Genomic DNA, 17,956 nt, shown 5'->3' on the forward strand with positions numbered 1-17,956 from the left:
ATGCGGGCCCCGACGCTGCGCGCCGCCGGGCTCGTGACAGTCGTGCTGGCCGGCCTGCTCGGTTCGGCCTTCGTGCTGGGCCGCAGCCTGGTGCCGGACCCGCACCCGTCGGCCGCCGGAGTCGCCACCACGCTCACCGGGCCGCGCTACGGCGAGCAGCCACCCAGCACCGACTTCCCGAGCGGCACGACCAGCCCTCGGCCGAGCCCCGACGCCGCACCGGACGCCGCCCCCGTCCCACCTGACGGCGACGGCCCGTACGGCGCCCAGGTCGCCACCGGCTCGTCCCGGGTCGCGCTGACCTTCGACGACGGCCCCGATCCCCGCTGGACCCCGCAGGTGCTCGCGCTGCTGGCCCAGTACGGCGTACGGGCGACGTTCTGCGTCGTCGGCGAGAACGTCGAGGCCCACCCCGATCTGGTGCGCTCGATCGTGGCCGAGGGCCACACGCTGTGCAACCACTCCTGGAACCACGACGTCAACCTGGGCAAGCGATCCCCGGCGACGATCCGCGCCGACCTGCTGCGCACGAACGACGCGATCCTGGCCGCCGCGCCCGACGCGCGGATCGCGTACTACCGCCAGCCCGGCGGGGCCTGGACGCCGTCCGTCATGTCCGCCTGCGCCGACCTGAACCTCGCCCCGCTGCACTGGAGCGTGGACCCGTCGGACTGGAAGGCGCCGGGCGCCACCACCATCGAGGCGATGGTCCGCTCGCAGATGGGTCCCGGCGCGATAGTGCTCATGCACGACGCGGGTGGGGACCGGTCCGGCACGGTCAGCGCGTTGCAGCAACTCCTGCCCGAACTGCTGGCCCGGTTCGAGCTGGAGCCGCTGCCCGTCGGCAGCCCGTGACGAGCGCCACCGATCACCGTCGTCGTCGGACGCGAACCACGGCCCGCCGAGCGCTACCGTGACTCAGATGAGCAGCACCGAGCCGACGAGTGGCCCCGCCGCCGACCGGATCGCCGGGGCGGACCGGCTGACGCCGGACGGGATCGACCGGCCGGACCGGCTGACGCCGGACGAGGTCGCCGAGGTGCTGGCGCTGGCCCGCGCCGCCGGTGACGCCGACGGCGCCGACCCGCTCGACGAGCACGTGCTGCTGCGGCTGCGCGACCCCGAGGCGCCCGCCGCGCACCTCACCGCCCGCACCACCGACGGCACCCTCACCGGGTACGCGCACCTCGACACCACCGCCCCGGCCGACGGAGTCGGTGTGGAGATGGTCGTGCACCCCGCGTACCGGCGGCGCGGCTCCGGCCGGGCGCTGGCCCGCGCCGTGGTGGACGCCGCTCCCGGGCCGCTGCGCGCGTGGGCGCACGGTGACCACCCGTCGGCCGCCGCGCTGGCTGTCGACCTGGGTTTCTCCCGGGCGCGGGTGCTCTGGCAGATGCGCCGTCCGCTCACCGCCGAGATGCCGGCGCCGGTCGTACCGGAGGGCGTGACGCTGCGCGCGTTCCGCCCCGGCGAGGACGACGAGGCCTGGCTGGCGGTGAACAACGCCGCCTTCGCCCAGCACCCCGAGCAGGGCAAGTGGACGCTCGACGACCTGCGCGTCCGCATCGCCGAGCCGTGGTTCGACAGGGCCGGGTTCCTGCTCGCCGTCGACTCCGCCACCGGGCGGCTGCTCGGCTTCCACTGGACCAAGGTGCACGAGCGGCAGGGCTCGGCCCGCATCGGCGAGGTGTACGTGCTCGGCGTCGACCCGTCCGCGCACCGGGGCGGGCTGGGCCGGGTACTCACCGCCGCCGGCCTCACCCACCTGCGCGACGAGCGCGGGCTGGACCGGGTGATGCTCTACGTGGACGAGAGCAACACCGCCGCTGTGGCGCTCTACGAGCGGCTGGGCTTCGCGCACTGGTCCGCGCACGTCAACTACCAGCTCGGCTGAACGCTCGCCGGCCCTGGAAATTCGCCACAAAGACGATAGCAGGCTGCTAGTTCACGAAATGGACAACCCTTCCTCAGCGTACGGCCACCTCGTCGGCTGAACGTGTTCACCGCGCGTTCACTTGCGTCCGGCGAACCGTCCACCTGGCCCTCCTACCTTTCGTGTCAGCCGGTCAGCGCCGGCCCCCGGCACTCCGGGCGACCTGACCAAAGACGTGAAGGGAAACCCCTGAAGTGAAGCTCCAGCGGCACGGCGCCATCGCCTGTCTCGCTCTTACCGCGGTTCTCGGTCTCAGCGCCTGCGGCTCGGACAACAACGAGCCGGCCGGCGCCTCCGGTTCCACCGCCGCGGTGGACTGCGCGACGGGCACGCTGAACGCCCAGGGCTCCTCCGCCCAGAAGAACGCCATGGCCGAGTGGATCAAGACGTACCAGCAGAAGTGCGCCGGCACCACGATCAACTACGAGCCCAGCGGTTCGGGCGCCGGCATCCAGGCGTTCATCGCCGGCACCGCCGACTTCGCCGGCTCGGACTCCGCCCTCAAGCCGGAGGAGCAGCCGCAGGCCGACGCCAAGTGCGTCGGCGGCCAGGCGCTCAACCTGCCGATGGTCATCGGCCCGGTCGCCGTCGTCTACAACGTGGGCGGCGCGGACAACCTCCAGTTCAGCCCGGCCACGCTGGCGAAGATCTTCGCCGGCAAGGTGACCAAGTGGGACGACGCGGCGATCAAGGCCGACAACCCGGACGCCAAGCTGCCGTCGACCGCGATCCAGGCGGTGCACCGCTCCGACGAGTCGGGCACCACCGACAACTTCACCAAGTACCTCTCCAAGACCGCCGAGGCGGACTGGACGCTCGGCAACTCCAAGGCCTGGAAGGCCCCGGGCGGCGTCGGCGCGGCCAAGTCCGACGGGGTGGCCAGCAAGGTCAAGAGCACCGACGGCACCATCAGCTACGTCGAGTGGTCGTACGCCGAGAACTCCGACCTGAAGATGGCCAAGATCCGCAATGGCAACGGCGAGTTCGTCGAGCTGACCGGCGACTCGGCCGGCAAGACCATCGCCGGCGCCAAGTTCGAGGGTCAGGGCAACGACCTGAAGATGTCGATCGACTACAACACCAAGGAGGCCGGGGCGTACCCGATCGTCCTGGCGACCTACGAGATCGTCTGCAGCAAGGGCCTCGCCGCCGACAAGCTGCCGCTGGTCAAGGGCCTGCTCGGCCACGCCGCCAGCGCCGAGGGGCAGAAGGAGCTCGTCGAGCTGGGCTACGCGCCGCTGCCCGAGACCGTCCGCACCAAGGTCGAGGCCGCGGTCAAGAGCCTCTCCTGACGCTCTGACCGACACCTCCTCAACACGAAGCGAGCGAGCAGATGGGTGACACCCCTCACCGCTCGGCCCACGCCGGCACCGGCGGGAACCCCGTGACCACGAGTCACGAGCGACCCGCCGGTGCCTCGGCGCGTGTGGCCGAGCGCCCCGGTAACCCGGGCCGCCCCGACGGTGGCCTCGGCGGCGGCGGTGCCCTCCCCCGGGCCCGCGCCTTCGGCGCGGAACGGGCGTTCCGCGGCCTGACCCTGGCCGCCGGCACCACGGTCCTGGTGGTCATCGCGGCCATCGCGATCTTCCTGGTCGCCAAGGCCGTCCCGGCGCTGCGGGCGAACACCGAATCGTTCTGGACGTTCGAGGGCTGGTTCCCGAACGACAACCCGCCTCAGTTCGGCATCGGCGCGCTCGCCTTCGGTACGGTCCTGAGCTCGCTGCTGGCGCTGCTCATGGCGGTGCCGGTCGCGCTGGGCATCGCCCTGTACCTGTCCCGCTACGCGCCCCGGCGGCTCGGCAACGCCCTGGGCTTCCTGATCGACCTGCTGGCCGCCGTGCCGAGCGTCGTGTTCGGCCTCTGGGGCCGGGACTACTTCGCCCAGCCGGTCGCCGACCTGTCCGCCTGGCTGAACAGGTACTTCGGCTGGATCCCGATCTTCGGCGACGGCCCGTACGGCAACTCGATCCTGCTCGGCTCGGTGGTGCTCGCCATCATGGTGCTGCCGATCGTCACCTCGCTGTCCCGCGAGGTGTTCCGGCAGACCCCGACCGCCAACGAGGAAGCCGCGCTCGCGCTCGGCGCCACCCGCTGGGAGATGATCCGCACCGCGGTCCTCCCGTACGGGCGGCCCGGCGTCATCGCCGCGGTGATGCTCGGGCTGGGCCGGGCGCTCGGCGAGACCATCGCGCTGGCGCTCACGCTCGGCTCCACGTACGCCATCTCGTTCAACATCCTGGCCAGCGGCGGCAACTCGATCGCCGCGAACATCGCCAACCGGTTCGCCGAGGCGAACGACACCGGCCGGGGAGCACTCATCGCCTCCGGTCTGGTGCTGTTCGCGATCACGCTGATCGTCAACATCACCGCCCGGGCGATCATCTACCGGCGGCGCGAGTTCACGGAGTCGGCCGCATGACCACTACCCTCACCCCCCGCCGCCCGCGCCCGCCGGCCCAGCCGGCCACGCTGCGGGCGAGGCGGCTTCCCGCGTACGCCGCTCCGGCCATCGCCGTCGCGGCGCTGCTGCTCGCGGCGGCAGTGGTGTACGGCGCCGGCATCGGCGGCCCGGTCCTGGTCGTGGTGGTCGGCGCGCTGCTCTACCTGGCCGGTCTGTTCGTCGCGGCGAACGCGGTGGAGGGCCGCCGGTCGGCCCGCAACCGCACCTGGAGCGCGCTGATCCACTCCGCGTTCGTGCTGGCGGTGCTGCCGCTGGCCTCGGTGGTCTGGACGCTGGTGAGCAAGGGCTCCGAGCGGCTGGACGCGAACTTCTTCGGCACCTCGATGAACAACATCGGGTCGCGGGACGCAAACGGCGGCGCGTACCACGCGATCGTCGGCACGTTGCAGCAGGTCGGCATCGCCACGATGATCACGGTGCCGCTCGGCGTGCTCTGCGCGATCTACATCGTCGAGTACGGCCGGGGCCGGTTCGCGTTCACCATCCGCTTCTTCGTGGACGTCATGACCGGCATCCCGTCGATCGTCACCGGCCTGTTCGTGCTGGCCTTCTGGGTGCTGATCGTCTCGCCGTGGTTCAACGACGGGCGGCCGGGCTTCTCCGGCTTCGCCGCCGCGCTGGCGCTGAGCGTGCTGATGCTGCCCACAGTGGTCCGCTCCACCGAGGAGATGCTCCGCCTGGTGCCCGCGCCGCTGCGCGAGGGCGCGTACGCCCTGGGCGTACCGAAGTGGAAGACCATCCTGCGGGTCGTGCTGCCGACCGCGCTGCCCGGCATCGTCACCGGCATCATGCTCGCCATCGCGCGGGCCGCCGGCGAGACCGCGCCGGTGCTGCTCGTCGCCGGCGGCGGTGCGGCGATCAACTTCAACCCGTTCGAGAACAACCAGTCGTCGCTGGCCCTCTTCGTCTACCAGCAGGCCGGTGAGGCGTCGAAGTACTCGCCGGCACGGGCGTGGACCGCGGCGCTGACCCTGGTCGCTCTCGTCCTCGTCCTCACCGTGGCGGCGAAGCTGCTGTCCCGCCGCAACCGGCTCGGCCGATGAACCCCGGAGGTACCGCCACCATGGCCAAGCGCATCGAAGCCACGAACGTGACCGCCTACTACGGCGGGTTCAAGGCGATCGAGAACATCAACCTGACCGTCGAGCCGAAGACGGTCACCGCCCTGATCGGGCCGTCCGGCTGCGGCAAGTCCACCTTCCTGCGGTCGATCAACCGGATGCACGAGGTGCTGCCCGGCGCCCGGGTCGAGGGCAGCCTCACCATCGACGACCAGGACATCTACGACCGCGACGTGGACGTCACCGCGGTCCGCCGCATGATCGGCATGGTCTTCCAGCGGCCGAACCCGTTCCCCACCATGAGCATCTTCGAGAACGTCGTGGCGGGGCTGCGGCTCAACGGCGTCCGGCGCAAGTCGATCCTGGAGGAGGCGGCCGAGCGGGCACTGCGCTCGGCGAACCTGTGGGACGAGGTGAAGGACCGCCTCGCCAAGCCGGGCGCGGGGCTGTCCGGCGGTCAGCAGCAGCGGCTCTGCATCGCCCGCACCATCGCTGTCGAGCCGCAGGTGGTGCTGATGGACGAGCCCTGCTCGGCGCTGGACCCGATCTCCACGCTGGCCATCGAGGACCTGATGTTCCAGCTCAAGGACAAGTTCACCATCATCATCGTCACGCACAACATGCAGCAGGCCGCGCGGGTGTCGGACCGGACCGCCTTCTTCTCGATCGAGAAGACCGGCGACCCGGGCCGCCTCATCGAGTACGACAACACCCAGAAGATCTTCAGCAACCCGAGCCAGAAGAAGACCGAGGACTACATCACCGGCCGCTTCGGCTGAGTCAGCGCAGCAGGAAGCGGGGCTCGGCACCGTCCAGGCCGTCGATGTGGGGCAGGATCGGCGTACCCGGTTCGCGCTCTGCCGCGGCGCGGGCCACGTCGGCGAGGTCGCCCGCGGCGGCGACCTCGGCGAGCGTGACCATTGTGGGCGGCAGCATGGTCAGCTCGCCGGCCTCCGCCCGGGCCAGCGCGTCCGCCGGGCGCAGCCACAGCGTGTGGTCGGCTTCGCCGGAGACGTCCCGGGTCCGCTGACCCTCGGGCAGCAGGGCGACGAAGAAGTACGTGTCGAAGCGGCGCGGCTCGAACTCCGGGGTGATCCAGCGGCTCCACGGCAGCAGCAGGTCGGACCGGAGCGTGAGGCCGCGCCCGGCCAGCAGGTCCGCGAAACCGACCCGCCGTCCCTCCAGGTCCTGGCGGGCCGCCTCCCAGTCGTCGCCGCTCACGTCGCCGACCACGGTGTCCGGGTCCGGCCCGGCGAGCAGCACGCCCGCCTCCTCGAAGACCTCGCGGGCGGCGGCGCACACCACCGCCTGCGCGGCGGACGGGTCGAGCCGGAGCCGCTCCCCCCACACCGCCGGTTCCGGGCCGGCCCACCCGAGGTGCGCCTCCGAGTCGGAGCGGTCCACGCCGCCGCCGGGGAAGGCGTACATGCCGCCGAACGTCATCGCCGCCACCCGGCGGATCATGTAGACCTCGAAGCCGTCGCCGGCCGGGCGGAGCAGCAGCACGGTGGCGGCGACCCGGGGTACGGCGGGCACGGCGCCCTCGGCCTGGAAACGGCGGGCGTGCTCCACCAGGGCGGGGGGTGCGGCGAAGCCGTCGATCGTCATGCGCCGAGCCTAGTTCCCGCCGGGCGGCCCGGCCGGGGGCGGCCGGGCGCGGGCGCACACCGCTCACCAGCACTCCCCGACCACGCCGCCTGGTCACGATGCGTAGTTTTCGGCCCGAGCAACAGACACCCCTCTGCCGCCTTTGCTCTGCAGCCAGATACGCAGCGGCAACCGTCCGTGAGCGGTGCGCATGAGGCTGCAGAGCAAAGGCGGCGAGAGGTAGTCAACCCAGCTCGCGCCAGCGCCGCCTTATGTCCGGTTGATCGCCTTTGGGCGCCCGACTTCGACGAGGAGGCGGTCAGCAGTCGTGACCCTGCGCGATCTTCACGCTACGTGTTCGCCGCGAAGCGGCATCAGCTCGTCGCGCCCGGTCGTGCGCGGCCGGCCGGACCAGCCGGACCGTCGCCGGCACGGGGCAGCGTCCGCCGGCCGTGACTGGCAGGGTGGTGACCCGTGATCGACGACTTCGCGAAGCGGTATCTGCACAACGACCTGCGTCAGATCCGCGAGGCGATGCTGTGGAAGCTCGACGGGCTGTCCGAGTACGACGTGCGCCGTCCCCTGACCGCGTCCGGCACCAACCTGCTCGGCCTGGTCAAGCACTTGGCGGCCGGGGAGGCCCGGTACTTCGGCGAGGTGTTCGGCAGGCCGTTCCCGCAGCCGCTGCCCCGGTGGGACGCCCCGGATCCGGACGACACCGACATGTGGGCGGGCGAGCACGAGACCCGCGAGGAGGTGATCGGCCGCTACCGGCGGACGTGGGAGCACGCGGACGCGACGATCGACGCCCTCGCGATCGACGCCCCCGGCCACGTGCCGTGGTGGCCCCGCCCCGACGTCAAGCTGTTCAACGTCATGGTCCACGTCCTGACCGAGACCAGCCGGCACGCGGGGCACGCCGACATCCTGCGCGAGCAGCTCGACGGCTCGACCGGGGCATGGGTTGAGTACGCGCACCTGGAGCCCGACCAGCCGACGCTGACGGCGCGTCGGGCGATGATCGAACGGGCCGCCCGGGCCGCCGCCGACGCCCGCGGCACCGCCTGACGTCCCGACGGGTGGATCACCCTGCCGGCCCCGGAGCGGGAAGGGATAGCGTGCCGGGCATGACGCGTTGGGGAATCCTGGCCACCGGAAACATCGCCGCCCGCTTCGCCGAGGATCTGCGGCTGGTGCCGGACGCCGAACTGGTCGCGGTGGGCTCGCGTACCCGGGAGAGCGCCGAGCTGTTCGCGCGCCGGCACGACGTGCCGCGGGCGTACGCCTCGTGGGCGGAACTGGCCGCGGACCCGGACCTGGACGCGATCTACGTGGCCACCCCGCACGCCGCGCACCACGAGGCGGCGCTCGCCTGCCTGGCCGGCGGCAAGGCCGTGCTCGTGGAGAAGCCGTGCACGCTGGACCTGCCGACCACCACCGAACTGGTGGACACGGCCCGCGCCCGAGGTCTGTTCCTCATGGAGGCCATGTGGATGCGGACGAACCCGCTGATCCTGCGCGTGCTGGAGCTGATCCGGGACGGCGCGATCGGTGAGGTGACGCACGTACGGGCGGACTTCGGTGTGGCCGGCCCGTTCCCGCCGGAGCACCGGATGCGGGCCCGCACGCTCGGCGGCGGCGCGCTGCTCGACCTCGGCGTCTACCCGCTGAGCCTGGCCCACCTGGTGCTCGGCGTGCCGCAGCACGTGCAGGCGTGGGCGAAGCTGACCCCGGAGGCGGTGGACGAGAACACCGGCATGGTGCTCGGCTGGGATTCCGGCGCGGTGGCGACGCTCAGTTGCGGCATGGTCGGAGCGACCGCGATCTCCGCGTCGATCACCGGTACGACCGGCCGGATCGACCTGCCCGAGCTGTTCTTCCGGCCCGCGCACGTGGTGCTGCACCGAGCCGGCGCCGAGCCGGAGACGATCCCGGCGGACCTGACCGGCGGCGGCTACCAGTACGAGGCGATCGAGGTGCAGCGCTGCCTGGCGGCCGGACTGACCGAGAGCCCGCTGGTGCCGCACTCCGCCACGCTCGAGGTGATGGGCCTGATCGACGACATCAAGGCCCGGATCGGCGTCTCCTACGCGTGAGGGGTCCCCCGCCACGGCGGGGAACCCCTCGGCGTCAGGTCACTCAGAACAAGGGCCGGACCAGCAGGTACGCGAGGCAGGCGATCGCGGCGGCAGCCGGGAACGTGATGATCCAGGCGATCACGATGTTGCCCGCCACGTTCCAGCGCACCGCGGAGAGCCGTTTCGTCGCGCCCACACCCATGATCGCCGAGGTGATCGTGTGCGTGGTGGAGATCGGCGCCTTCAGCACCAGCGCGTTGAAGTAGAGCACCGCGCTGGCCACGGTCTCGGCCGCGAAGCCCTCCGCGGGGCCGAGGTCGATGATCTTCCGGCCGAGCGTCCGGATGATCCGCCAGCCGCCCGCGTACGTGCCGGCCGCCAGCATCGCGGCGGAGGTCCAGAACACCCAGCCCGGGATGTGCGTCTTGCTCTCCTGGAAACCACCGGTGTAGAGCGCGAGCACGATGATGCCCATGGTCTTGGCGGCGTCCTGCATGCCGTGGCCGACCGACATGGCGGCGGCGGACGCGGTCTGCGCCCACCGGAAGCCGCGGCTGAGCTTGCCGGGCTGGCCCTTCCGGAACAGCCACATGATCGCCAGCATCATCAGGAAGCCGAGGATCAGGCCGACCACCGGCGAGAGCACCATCGGGACGAGGACCTTCTCGATGATGGTGCCCCACTGGACGATGCCGTCGGCGGCGAACAGGGTGGCGCCGACCAGGCCGCCGAAGAGGGCGTGCGAGGACGAGGACGGCAGGCCGAAGTACCAGGTGATCAGGTTCCAGATGATCGCGCCGAGCACGCCGGCGAAGACCACGCCGAGGCTCTCCACCCCGGTCGGCAACGTCACCAGCCCGTCGCCGACCGTCTTGGCCACCCCGGCGCCGAAGTGCGCGCCGACGAAGTTGCCGACGGCGGCCAGCGCGAGCGCGATCCGGGGGGTCAGCGCCCGGGTCGAGATGCTGGTGGCGATCGCGTTCGCCGCGTCATGGAAGCCGTTCGTGTAGTCGAACGCCATGGCGACCGCGATCACCGCCAGCACGGCGATGAGTTCGGGTGTCACTGGATCAGGACTCCTTGACCGCGATGGTCTCGACGGTGTTGGCGACGTGCTCGAAGGCGTCGCAGGCGGCCTCCAGCTCGTCGGCCACCTCCTTCATCTTCAGCACCGTGAGCGCGTCGTACTCACCGGAGAAGAGGCGTACCAGCAGCATCCGGTACGCCTGGTCGCCGTCGTTCTCGAGCCGGTTGCACTCGATCCAGTAGTCCTCGAGATCCTTCATCGACTTCAGCCGGGGCATCGCCTCGGCGGTGAGCTTGGCCTGCAGGTCGAGCACGTTCACCAGCTCGTGCAGCTCGCGCGGAAGCGACGGGAGCTTGGTCAGGCCGTACAGGTAGAGCAGGTTGCCGACCGCCTCCAGGTGGTCCATCACGTCGTCGAGCAGCGAGCCCAGCCGGTAGATGTCCTCCCGGTCGAACGGGGTGATGAACGTGGAGTTGATCTTCTTGTACAGCTCGTGCGTGATCTGGTCGCTGTCGTGCTCGATGTCGGTCAGCCGCTCGCTGATCGACTGCACGTCGGCACCGGGCAGACCCAGCTCGTTGAGCAGTTCGGTCCCCTTCACCAGGTTCTGCGCGGCCCTGGTGAAGAGCTCGTAGAAAGCGCCCTCGGTGGGACGGAAGGAAAACTTCACAGCACGGACCTCGTCGTGTCGGTGGAAGGGTGGCCGTCGCCCCCCGGGCGTCTGCTCTGCGCATGCTAGGGACCGCGCCGAACCCACTTTCGATCGGCCCACCCCTGGTCAGGCCCGATTCACCGCTCGTTCACCTTCCGTTCATCTGGTCACCCGCCGAGTTGGTTCCGTAACCGGTCACGCTCCCGTTCGACGTCGAAATCGGCAGGCGGATACCCCAGATCCAACCCGTCGAACGTCTCCCGCAGCAGGTGGGCGACCGCCCAGTCGCGGTACCACTTGCGGTCCGCCGGCACCACGAACCAGGGCGCGGCGTCCGTGCCACAACGCTGGAGAGCCTCGGCGTACGCGTCCTGGTAGTCGCCCCAGCGTGCCCGGGTGTCCAGGTCGCTGGGGTTGAACTTCCAGAACTTCGTCGGGTCGGTGAGCCGCTCCATCAGCCGCTCGCCCTGCTCGGCGTACGAGATGTGCAGCATGACCTTCACCACTGTGACCGCCTGCTCGGTCAGTTCCCGCTCGAAGTCGTTGATGATCGCGTACCGGGACCGCCAGGTCGCCTCGTCGACCAGCCCTTCGACCCGGGCGATGAGCACGTCCTCGTAGTGGGAGCGGTTGAACACGCCCACGTACCCGGGTGGCGGCAGCGCCCGGCGTACCCGCCACAGGAAGTCGTGCCGCAACTCCTCCTCGGTCGGCGGCCCGAACGAGCGGATGTGCAGCCCGAGCGGGTTCATCGCGCCCGCCACCCGCTTCACAGCGCCGTCCTTGCCGCCGCAGTCCATCGCCTGGAGAACCAGCAGCACCCGGCGCGGCCGGTCGCCGTCCAGCCCGGCGTCCGCCTGCGCCGGAGCGCTGGTGGCGCTGCCCGGGCCGGCGGCGCCCTGCGCCGAGGCGTACAGCATCTCCTGCTGCCGCCCGAGTTCCGCGCCGATCAGCTCGACCTGGGCCCGCGCCCACTCCTTGCGCGCCGGTCCGCGTCCGGCCGCCACCGGCAGCCCCGGCGTCGACCGGGGGTCGACAGCCGCCAGATCCACAGTGCCCGGCGAAACCCGAAGCAGTTCCCGCATGGGCCCACCGACGGGCCGCACCACCTCACTCATCCCCCGATCCTCACCCCCGGAGCCCGTCCCCGCCCGCCTCGCCCCGTCGATCTTGCGGTTGCGGCCCCCGATACGCCCGGAAAGCACCGTTTGCCGGGGCGGCAAGTGCAAGATCAACGAGGGTGGGTGGGGTGCCGGCGAGGGTGGGTGGGGTGCCGTGGCGAGGGGTGGGGCGGGAGAATGAGGGGGTGGACGAGCTTGCGGGGGAGTTCGAGGCGGAACGAGGGCGTCTCCTGGCTGTGGCGCAGCGGATGCTCGGTAGCCGCAGCGAGGCCGAGGACGCGGTGCAGGAGACCTGGCTGCGCTTCTCCGGCGCGCTGAGCGACCCGGAGGAACGCGCCCGCGTACGCGATCTGCGCGGCTGGCTCATCACCACCTGCTCCCGGATCTGCCTGGACGTGCTCCGCTCCGCCCGGGTGCGCCGGGAGGCGTACCCCGGTCAGTGGCTCCCCGAGCCGATGGTGACAGCGGTGCCGGCGGCGGACGGGTTCGCGCCCGACCCGGCCGAGCGGGCGGTACGCGCCGACCAGCTCGGCACCGCGCTGCTGGTGGTGCTGGAACGGCTGACGCCGGAGCAGCGGGTGGCGTTCGTGCTGCACGACGTGTTCGCGGTGCCGTTCTCCGGCGTGGCGGACGTGCTCGCGGTGACGCCGGAGGCGGCCCGTCAGCTGGCGTCGCGCGCCCGCCGCGCGGTGCACGGGCCGGACGCGCCCCGGCACAGCGCCGACCTCGCCGAACAGCGGCGGGTGCTCGCCGCGTTCGCCGCCGCCGTGGAGTCCGGTGAGCTGGAGCAGCTGGTCCGCGTACTCGCCCCGGACGTCGTGTCGATCGGCGACGCCGGCGGCCACTTCCCGGCCGGCCGCCGGCCGGTGGTCGGCGTCGACTCGGTCGCCCGCCTGCTCCTCGGCCTGTACGGCCAGGCCCGGCAGCGGGGTGGCCTGCGCGGACGCCCGGTGCTGGTGGACGGCACACTGGGATGGCAGACGGAGTTCTTCCACCGGGACGGGCGAACCATCCGGATGGTCACCTCGTTCGCCGTCCACGAGGGGCGGGTCACCGGCGTGTTCAACCAGCTCAACCCGGCCAAGGTCGGCGAGCTGCCGCCGCTGGGACCGGACGCCGCCTGGCCGCCGCGCTGGTGAGCCGGCTCAGACCACCAGTGCGAGCCACTTCCGGTACGACGTGGCGAACGGCTCGGTGCCGTCGCCGAGCGCGCCGAGCAGCCAGCGGGACGCGGCCTCGGCCTCGGTGACCACGTCCTCCGGGTAGCCCCAGCGGGCCCGGTGCACGGCGAACTCGTCCTCGTCGCGCAGCTCGACCAGGCCGGTCTCGCGGCGGCGCACCACGTCCAGGTCGAGGTCGATCAGGTGGACCGTCTCCTCGCCCTCCCAGCGGGCCGGGGTGGCGATGTCGCAGTAGACCTCGCTGGTGCGCGGCGGCGGGTTGAACATGCCGGTCCACCAGCCGTGGTGCGGCACCAGCAGGACGAACGGGATCCGCTCGACCGACGGGCGGCCGTGGTAGACGGACTCGGTGCCGGCGGGCACGCCGAGCCAGACGCCGAGATCGTCCTCGGCGAGCCGGCGGGCCGGGTAGTCGCGGTGTGCGCTGCCGTCGTACTTGCGGTAGATCACGCGGACCACATCGCTCGGCATGCCTGGCACCCTAACCGATTCCGGCCACGCCACGCGATCGGGAGGTAACCGGACGCGACCCGCCGTCCCGCCACGCCGTCGGAGCGGCCGGACCCCCGTCGGTGCCGGCGGGTACGGTCGCACGGTGACCCCGTCCCGCACCGCCACCGGCCCGGCCGTCCCGAAGAAGCGCCGCAAGGGCCGCGCCGGTGCCGGAGAGCTGCTGACCGCCGCGGTGGGCGCGGTTCCGGGCGGCGCGGCCCGGCCGGGTCAGCAGCAGATGGCCGAGGCGATCGAGCGCAGCATCGCCTCCGGAGAGCATCTGCTGGTGCAGGCCGGCACCGGCACCGGCAAGTCCCTGGCGTACCTCGCTCCGGCGCTGACAGTGGACGGGCCGGTGGTGGTCTCCACCGCCACGCTGGCGTTGCAGTCCCAGCTCGTCGAGCACGACCTGCCGAGGCTGGCCGACGCGGTCGAGCCGGTGCTGGGCCGCCGTCCCACCTTCGCCGTGCTGAAGGGGCGTCACCACTATCTCTGCCTGGCCCGGCTGGACAGCTCGGTCGAGGACGAACCGGACGACGCGCTGTTCGACGCGCCGCGCGCCGGCAACAGCGGCGGCACCAAGTGGCTCGGCGAGGCGGGCCGGCTGGGCAAGCAGGTGCAGCGGCTGCGCGACTGGGCCGAGGAGACCGCCACCGGCGACCGCGACGAGCTGGATCCGGGCGTGGACGACCAGGTGTGGCGCAGCGTGTCCATGCCGGCCCGGGAGTGCGTGGGTGCGAGTCGCTGCCCGTTCGGGCAGGAGTGCTTCGCGGAGGCGTCCCGGGCGCGCGCCCGCGAGGCCGACATCGTGGTCACCAACCACAGCCTGCTCGCCGTCGACATGCTCGCCGGGCGGCACATCGTGCCGCCGCACAAGCTGCTCGTGGTGGACGAGGCGCACGAGCTGGCCGACCGGGTCTCGTCGGCCGCCCAGGCGGAGCTGGTGCCGGAGCTGATCGACAGGTCCACCCGGCGGGCCCGGCCGCTGCTGCGTCCCGACGTGGCCGAACGGCTCACCGAGGCGGGTGACGCGCTCGCCGTGGGGCTGGCCGAGGCGCCGGCCGGGCGGCTCACCGCCGGTCTGCCGCCCGCGCTGCGCGAGGCGTGCACGCTGCTGGACTCGGCGACCCGGACCGCGCTGGAGGGCATCGGCGACGTGAAGGCCGACGACCCCGATCCGGTACGCAAGCAGCAGGCCAAGGCCGTGCTGGACGAGCTGTCCACCACCGCCCAGCGGCTGCTGGAGGAGGCCGACCACGACGTCGCCTGGGTCGAGAAGCCGGACAACGGCAGCCGCCGGGCACTCGTCGTCGCGCCGCTGTCGGTGGCGGGCACGCTCGCCACCCACCTGTACGACGAGCGCACGGTGGTCGCCACCTCGGCCACGCTGGCGCTGGGCGGCCGCTTCGACACGGTGGCCCGGGCGCTGGGGCTGGACGCGCCGCCGCCCGCCCCGCCGTCACCGGCCGCCGCCGCGATCGCCACCGCTGCCGCCGCGGGCCGTTCCCCGGTCACGCCGGTGGCCGCCGCCGAGGGCAGCCGCGCGTCGATCGGCACCGTCCCCGCGACCGAGGGGCCGGGCTGGAGTTCGCTCGACGTCGGCTCGCCGTTCGACTACGCCCGGCAGGGCATCCTGTACGTCGCCGCGCACCTTCCCCGCCCCAGCGTCTCCGGGTTGCCCGGACCGGCCGGTGAGGAGTTGCTGGCGCTGGTCGAGGCGCTCGGTGGTCGTACCCTCGGGCTCTTCTCGTCGCGACGGGCCGCGCAGCAGGCCGCGGAGCTGGTCCGCGCGCGGACCGACCTGCCCGTGCTGCTCCAGGGCGAGGAGGCGCTGCCGCTGCTGGTACGCCGGTTCCGTGAGGTGCGGGAGAGCTGCCTGTTCGGGGTGATGTCGCTCTGGCAGGGGGTGGACGTGCCGGGCGACGCCTGCCAGCTCGTGGTGATCGACAGGTTGCCGTTCCCCCGCCCGGACGAGCCGCTCGCGGCGGCGCGGGCGGCGGCGGTGGACGCCGGCGGCGGCTCGGGTTTCGCGGCGGTGAGCGTGCCGATCGCGGCGGTCCGGCTGGCCCAGGGTGTCGGCCGGCTGATCCGGGCTACCGGTGACCGGGGCGTGGTGGCGGTGCTCGACTCGCGGCTGGAGACGGCACGCGGGTACGGTCCGTTCCTGCGCCGCTCGCTGCCGCCGTTCTGGTACACCACCCGGCCCGAGGTGGCCCGGGGCGCGCTGGAACGGCTCGCCAAGAGCTGACGCCCGCGCCTCCCCGGGCGGGGTGACGCGGGCGTCGGCGGGTCTTTCCTGTTCAGGGCGCCTGGGAGGCGACCACCACCGCGTCCGGCGGGGTGTCCGGCACGGTACGCGCGGCGAGCCGGCGCACCGCGGTGTTGAGGACGGCGATCAGCGGCACCGCGACCAGCGCGCCGGCGATGCCGGCGAGCACCACTCCGGCGGCGATGCCGATGATCACGGCGAGCGGGTGGATGGCCACCGCGCGCCCCATGATCAGCGGCTGGAGCACGTGGCCCTCGACCTGCTGCACGCCGACCACCACGCCGAGGATGATCAGGGCGGTCACCGGGCCGCTGTCGACGAGCGCGACCAGCACGGCCACCACTCCGGACAGGAACGCGCCGACGATCGGGATGAACGCGCCCAGGAAGACCAGCGCGGCCAGCGGGAACGCGAACGGGATGTCGAACAGCACCAGGAAGATGCCGATGCCGACCGCGTCGATGAAGGCGACGAGCACCGTGGCCCGCACGTAAGCGCCGAGCGTCGCCCACGACGCGCGACCGGCGTCGTCGACCTTCCAGCGGGCCGCGACCGGCAGCAGCCGGACCAGGAACCGCCAGATCGAATTGCCGTCACGCAGGAAGAAGAACGTGGCGAACAGCACGAGCACGGTGCCGGTGAGCACCTCGGCGAGCGTGGCGGCGGTGCTGAGCGCACCGCTGGTGAACCGCTCGGTGTTGCCGTTGATCCAGTTCTGCGCCTCGTTGATGTAGCGGTCGAGCTGGCTGTCGGACAGGTGCAGCGGGCCGGTCTTGAACCAGTCCTGGATCTGCCGAACGCCCTGCGAGGACTTCTCGCTCAGCTCCGGTACGCCCTTGATGAACTCGTTGACCACCAGCGTCAGCGTGCCCACCACGGCGGCCAGGCCGCCGACGAGCACCACGCCGGTGGCCAGGGAGCGGGGCAGGCGGGCCCGGAGCAGCCAGCCGACCGCCGGGGCGAGCAGCGCGGAGAGCAGCAGCGCCACGGTCAGCGGGATGATCACGATGCTGATCGTGCCGACGATCTTGAGCAGGGCCCAGGTGACGATGCCGATCACGATCAGGCGCCAGCACCACGCGGCGGCGATGCGCAGCGCGTGCGGCACCTCGGTGTCGTCCCGGCTCACAGTCGAGGAGTGCATCGCCGCCGGCGGCTGGACGCCCACCACCGTCGCCTCCGGCGCGGCGGGCGGCCCGGGCGAGGCGGGCGTGGCCACGCCCCCGTCCGCCGCCTCCGCGGCGGCTGCCCGCCGGGTCCGGGCGGCTTCGCGGCCCGACTCGTACGCACGGCGGAGCCGTCCGCGCATCCGCTCCATGCGGCTCAAGCGCACCTCCGGCAAATCGGCCCCACCGGGTCACAGGGGGCACAGGATACGTCCGTACGCCCCACCCTAGGGCGACTCGGCCACACATTGCCCTCCCGGCGCTCTCACCAACCACGCCGGAATCGACGGACGGCCACGCGGTAGCGTCTTCGCGTGACCGCCGACCAGAGTCTCGACGCCGGGCTGCCGATCCGCCTGCTGCACGACCGCGTGCTGGTGCGTACCGAGGGTGCGGAGGGGGAACGCCGCTCCACCGCCGGCATCGTCATCCCCGCGACGGCCGCCGTGGGCAAGCGGCTGGCCTGGGCCACAGCGGTCGGCGTCGGGCCGAACGTCCGCGCGATCGTGGCCGGTGACCGGGTGCTGTTCGACCCGGACGACCGCTCCGAGGTCGAGTTGCACGGGCGGGCGTACGTGCTGCTGCGCGAGCGGGACGTGCACGCCGTGGCGGCCGAGCGGGTGGAGAGCACCGCCGCCGGCTCCACCGGTCTGTACCTGTAGTCCTCCCTCCGACGCCGCTCGCTCCGCGGCGGTGCCGTTTGCGGCGCTGCCCGGCGGGAAGCCCAGGCACCTCAGCGCGCCCTGGGGAGGGACACCATGCCGGTAGTGATCAAGAAGATCCTCGCCTGGGGATTCCTCGCGTTCCTGATCTACTTCATGGCGTTCCGGCCGGACGGCGCGGCGCAGGTGTTCAAGGGCATCGGGGCCGCGCTGATGGCCATCGCCCAGGGGCTCGGCGACTTCCTGACCGGCCTGATGAGCTGACC

18 protein-coding genes are annotated in these 17,956 nt (G+C 72.3%); 12 read left to right on the forward strand and 6 right to left on the reverse strand.

The annotated features are described in order from the left end of the window. The 6 genes from SM452_RS03615 to pstB all read left to right on the forward strand — a co-directional run bounded on the left by SM452_RS03615 (nucleotide 1) and on the right by pstB (nucleotide 6,234). A complete protein-coding gene (locus SM452_RS03615; RefSeq protein WP_262013230.1) occupies nucleotides 1–855 on the forward strand; it encodes a polysaccharide deacetylase family protein in 855 nt (284 codons plus the stop codon). A 67-nt stretch (nucleotides 856–922) separates the two neighbouring features. Continuing rightward, the gene (gene mshD, locus SM452_RS03620; RefSeq protein ID WP_355511487.1) at nucleotides 923–1,894 is read left to right on the forward strand and encodes a mycothiol synthase; all 972 of its coding nucleotides are present in this window, start codon (nucleotides 923–925) and stop codon (nucleotides 1,892–1,894) included. A 233-nt stretch (nucleotides 1,895–2,127) separates the two neighbouring features. Then, complete coding sequence (gene pstS / locus SM452_RS03625; RefSeq protein ID WP_357210516.1) at nucleotides 2,128–3,225, forward strand: phosphate ABC transporter substrate-binding protein PstS; 1,098 nt, start codon at nucleotides 2,128–2,130, stop codon at nucleotides 3,223–3,225. 41 nt (nucleotides 3,226–3,266) lie between these two features. Beyond that, on the forward strand, nucleotides 3,267–4,352 hold the full coding sequence (gene pstC / locus SM452_RS03630; RefSeq protein WP_463839285.1) for a phosphate ABC transporter permease subunit PstC: 1,086 nt from the start codon (nucleotides 3,267–3,269) through the stop codon (nucleotides 4,350–4,352). Continuing rightward, complete coding sequence (gene pstA / locus SM452_RS03635) at nucleotides 4,349–5,437, forward strand: phosphate ABC transporter permease PstA (RefSeq protein WP_355511481.1); 1,089 nt, start codon at nucleotides 4,349–4,351, stop codon at nucleotides 5,435–5,437. Before pstC ends, pstA begins: the two co-directional genes overlap by 4 nt. Nucleotides 5,438–5,457: 20 nt before the next feature. Then, nucleotides 5,458–6,234: a phosphate ABC transporter ATP-binding protein PstB gene (gene pstB / locus SM452_RS03640; RefSeq protein WP_013288829.1), complete on the forward strand. Its 777-nt coding sequence runs from the start codon at nucleotides 5,458–5,460 to the stop codon at nucleotides 6,232–6,234. Between the two features lies 1 nt (nucleotide 6,235). Here the strand turns inward: pstB and SM452_RS03645 are convergent, their stop codons facing one another. Next, nucleotides 6,236–7,063, reverse strand: coding sequence for an NUDIX hydrolase (locus SM452_RS03645; RefSeq protein ID WP_463839286.1), 828 nt, complete (start codon nucleotides 7,061–7,063; stop codon nucleotides 6,236–6,238). Nucleotides 7,064–7,516: 453 nt separating this feature from the next. Here SM452_RS03645 and SM452_RS03650 point away from each other — a divergent pair, with 453 nt between their 5' ends. Next, nucleotides 7,517–8,110 carry a DinB family protein gene (locus SM452_RS03650; protein ID WP_262013236.1) on the forward strand — a complete coding sequence of 198 codons (594 nt, stop codon included), beginning with the start codon at nucleotides 7,517–7,519 and terminating at the stop codon, nucleotides 8,108–8,110. A 59-nt stretch (nucleotides 8,111–8,169) separates the two neighbouring features. Then, entirely contained in the window at nucleotides 8,170–9,138 is a 969-nt protein-coding gene (locus tag SM452_RS03655) for a Gfo/Idh/MocA family protein (protein WP_194801844.1), read from the forward strand. A gap of 43 nt (nucleotides 9,139–9,181) precedes the next feature. Here SM452_RS03655 and SM452_RS03660 read toward each other — a convergent pair whose 3' ends face one another. The 3 genes from SM452_RS03660 to SM452_RS03670 all read right to left on the reverse strand — a co-directional run bounded on the left by SM452_RS03660 (nucleotide 9,182) and on the right by SM452_RS03670 (nucleotide 11,917). Continuing rightward, nucleotides 9,182–10,186 (reverse strand): inorganic phosphate transporter, encoded by a 1,005-nt coding sequence (locus tag SM452_RS03660; protein ID WP_262013238.1) that lies wholly within the window; start codon nucleotides 10,184–10,186, stop codon nucleotides 9,182–9,184. Between the two features lie 4 nt (nucleotides 10,187–10,190). After that, on the reverse strand, nucleotides 10,191–10,817 hold the full coding sequence (locus tag SM452_RS03665) for a DUF47 domain-containing protein (RefSeq protein ID WP_013288834.1): 627 nt from the start codon (nucleotides 10,815–10,817) through the stop codon (nucleotides 10,191–10,193). A gap of 149 nt (nucleotides 10,818–10,966) precedes the next feature. Then, nucleotides 10,967–11,917: a PPK2 family polyphosphate kinase gene (locus SM452_RS03670; RefSeq protein WP_262013239.1), complete on the reverse strand. Its 951-nt coding sequence runs from the start codon at nucleotides 11,915–11,917 to the stop codon at nucleotides 10,967–10,969. A 188-nt stretch (nucleotides 11,918–12,105) separates the two neighbouring features. Here SM452_RS03670 and sigJ point away from each other — a divergent pair, with 188 nt between their 5' ends. Further along, complete coding sequence (gene sigJ / locus SM452_RS03675) at nucleotides 12,106–13,059, forward strand: RNA polymerase sigma factor SigJ (protein ID WP_355511477.1); 954 nt, start codon at nucleotides 12,106–12,108, stop codon at nucleotides 13,057–13,059. Between the two features lie 6 nt (nucleotides 13,060–13,065). Here the strand turns inward: sigJ and SM452_RS03680 are convergent, their stop codons facing one another. Further along, complete coding sequence (locus tag SM452_RS03680) at nucleotides 13,066–13,572, reverse strand: DUF402 domain-containing protein (RefSeq protein ID WP_123110811.1); 507 nt, start codon at nucleotides 13,570–13,572, stop codon at nucleotides 13,066–13,068. 124 nt (nucleotides 13,573–13,696) lie between these two features. On the opposite strand from SM452_RS03680, the gene SM452_RS03685 reads away from it, so the two are divergent. Then, nucleotides 13,697–15,841 carry an ATP-dependent DNA helicase gene (locus SM452_RS03685; RefSeq protein WP_463839287.1) on the forward strand — a complete coding sequence of 715 codons (2,145 nt, stop codon included), beginning with the start codon at nucleotides 13,697–13,699 and terminating at the stop codon, nucleotides 15,839–15,841. 52 nt (nucleotides 15,842–15,893) lie between these two features. Here the strand turns inward: SM452_RS03685 and SM452_RS03690 are convergent, their stop codons facing one another. Further along, nucleotides 15,894–17,180 carry an AI-2E family transporter gene (locus SM452_RS03690; RefSeq protein WP_463839385.1) on the reverse strand — a complete coding sequence of 429 codons (1,287 nt, stop codon included), beginning with the start codon at nucleotides 17,178–17,180 and terminating at the stop codon, nucleotides 15,894–15,896. A 162-nt stretch (nucleotides 17,181–17,342) separates the two neighbouring features. Here SM452_RS03690 and SM452_RS03695 point away from each other — a divergent pair, with 162 nt between their 5' ends. Continuing rightward, nucleotides 17,343–17,690, forward strand: coding sequence for a GroES family chaperonin (locus tag SM452_RS03695; protein ID WP_013288840.1), 348 nt, complete (start codon nucleotides 17,343–17,345; stop codon nucleotides 17,688–17,690). A gap of 96 nt (nucleotides 17,691–17,786) precedes the next feature. Beyond that, nucleotides 17,787–17,954 (forward strand): hypothetical protein, encoded by a 168-nt coding sequence (locus SM452_RS03700; protein ID WP_167796936.1) that lies wholly within the window; start codon nucleotides 17,787–17,789, stop codon nucleotides 17,952–17,954. Nucleotides 17,955–17,956 lie beyond the last annotated feature (2 nt).

The sequence above is a fragment of the Micromonospora sp. SYSU B005 genome (assembly GCF_055362685.1).

Coding starts and splice junctions, on each gene's coding strand:
- SM452_RS03615 (WP_262013230.1), top strand. CDS start 1: ATGCGGGCCCCGACGCTGCGCGCCGCCGGGCTCGTGACAGTCGTGCTG.
- mshD (WP_355511487.1), top strand. CDS start 923: ATGAGCAGCACCGAGCCGACGAGTGGCCCCGCCGCCGACCGGATCGCC.
- pstC (WP_463839285.1), top strand. CDS start 3,267: ATGGGTGACACCCCTCACCGCTCGGCCCACGCCGGCACCGGCGGGAAC.
- pstA (WP_355511481.1), top strand. CDS start 4,349: ATGACCACTACCCTCACCCCCCGCCGCCCGCGCCCGCCGGCCCAGCCG.
- pstB (WP_013288829.1), top strand. CDS start 5,458: ATGGCCAAGCGCATCGAAGCCACGAACGTGACCGCCTACTACGGCGGG.
- SM452_RS03645 (WP_463839286.1), bottom strand. CDS start 7,063: ATGACGATCGACGGCTTCGCCGCACCCCCCGCCCTGGTGGAGCACGCC.
- SM452_RS03655 (WP_194801844.1), top strand. CDS start 8,170: ATGACGCGTTGGGGAATCCTGGCCACCGGAAACATCGCCGCCCGCTTC.
- SM452_RS03670 (WP_262013239.1), bottom strand. CDS start 11,917: ATGAGTGAGGTGGTGCGGCCCGTCGGTGGGCCCATGCGGGAACTGCTT.
- SM452_RS03680 (WP_123110811.1), bottom strand. CDS start 13,572: ATGCCGAGCGATGTGGTCCGCGTGATCTACCGCAAGTACGACGGCAGC.
- SM452_RS03690 (WP_463839385.1), bottom strand. CDS start 17,180: ATGGAGCGGATGCGCGGACGGCTCCGCCGTGCGTACGAGTCGGGCCGC.
- SM452_RS03700 (WP_167796936.1), top strand. CDS start 17,787: ATGCCGGTAGTGATCAAGAAGATCCTCGCCTGGGGATTCCTCGCGTTC.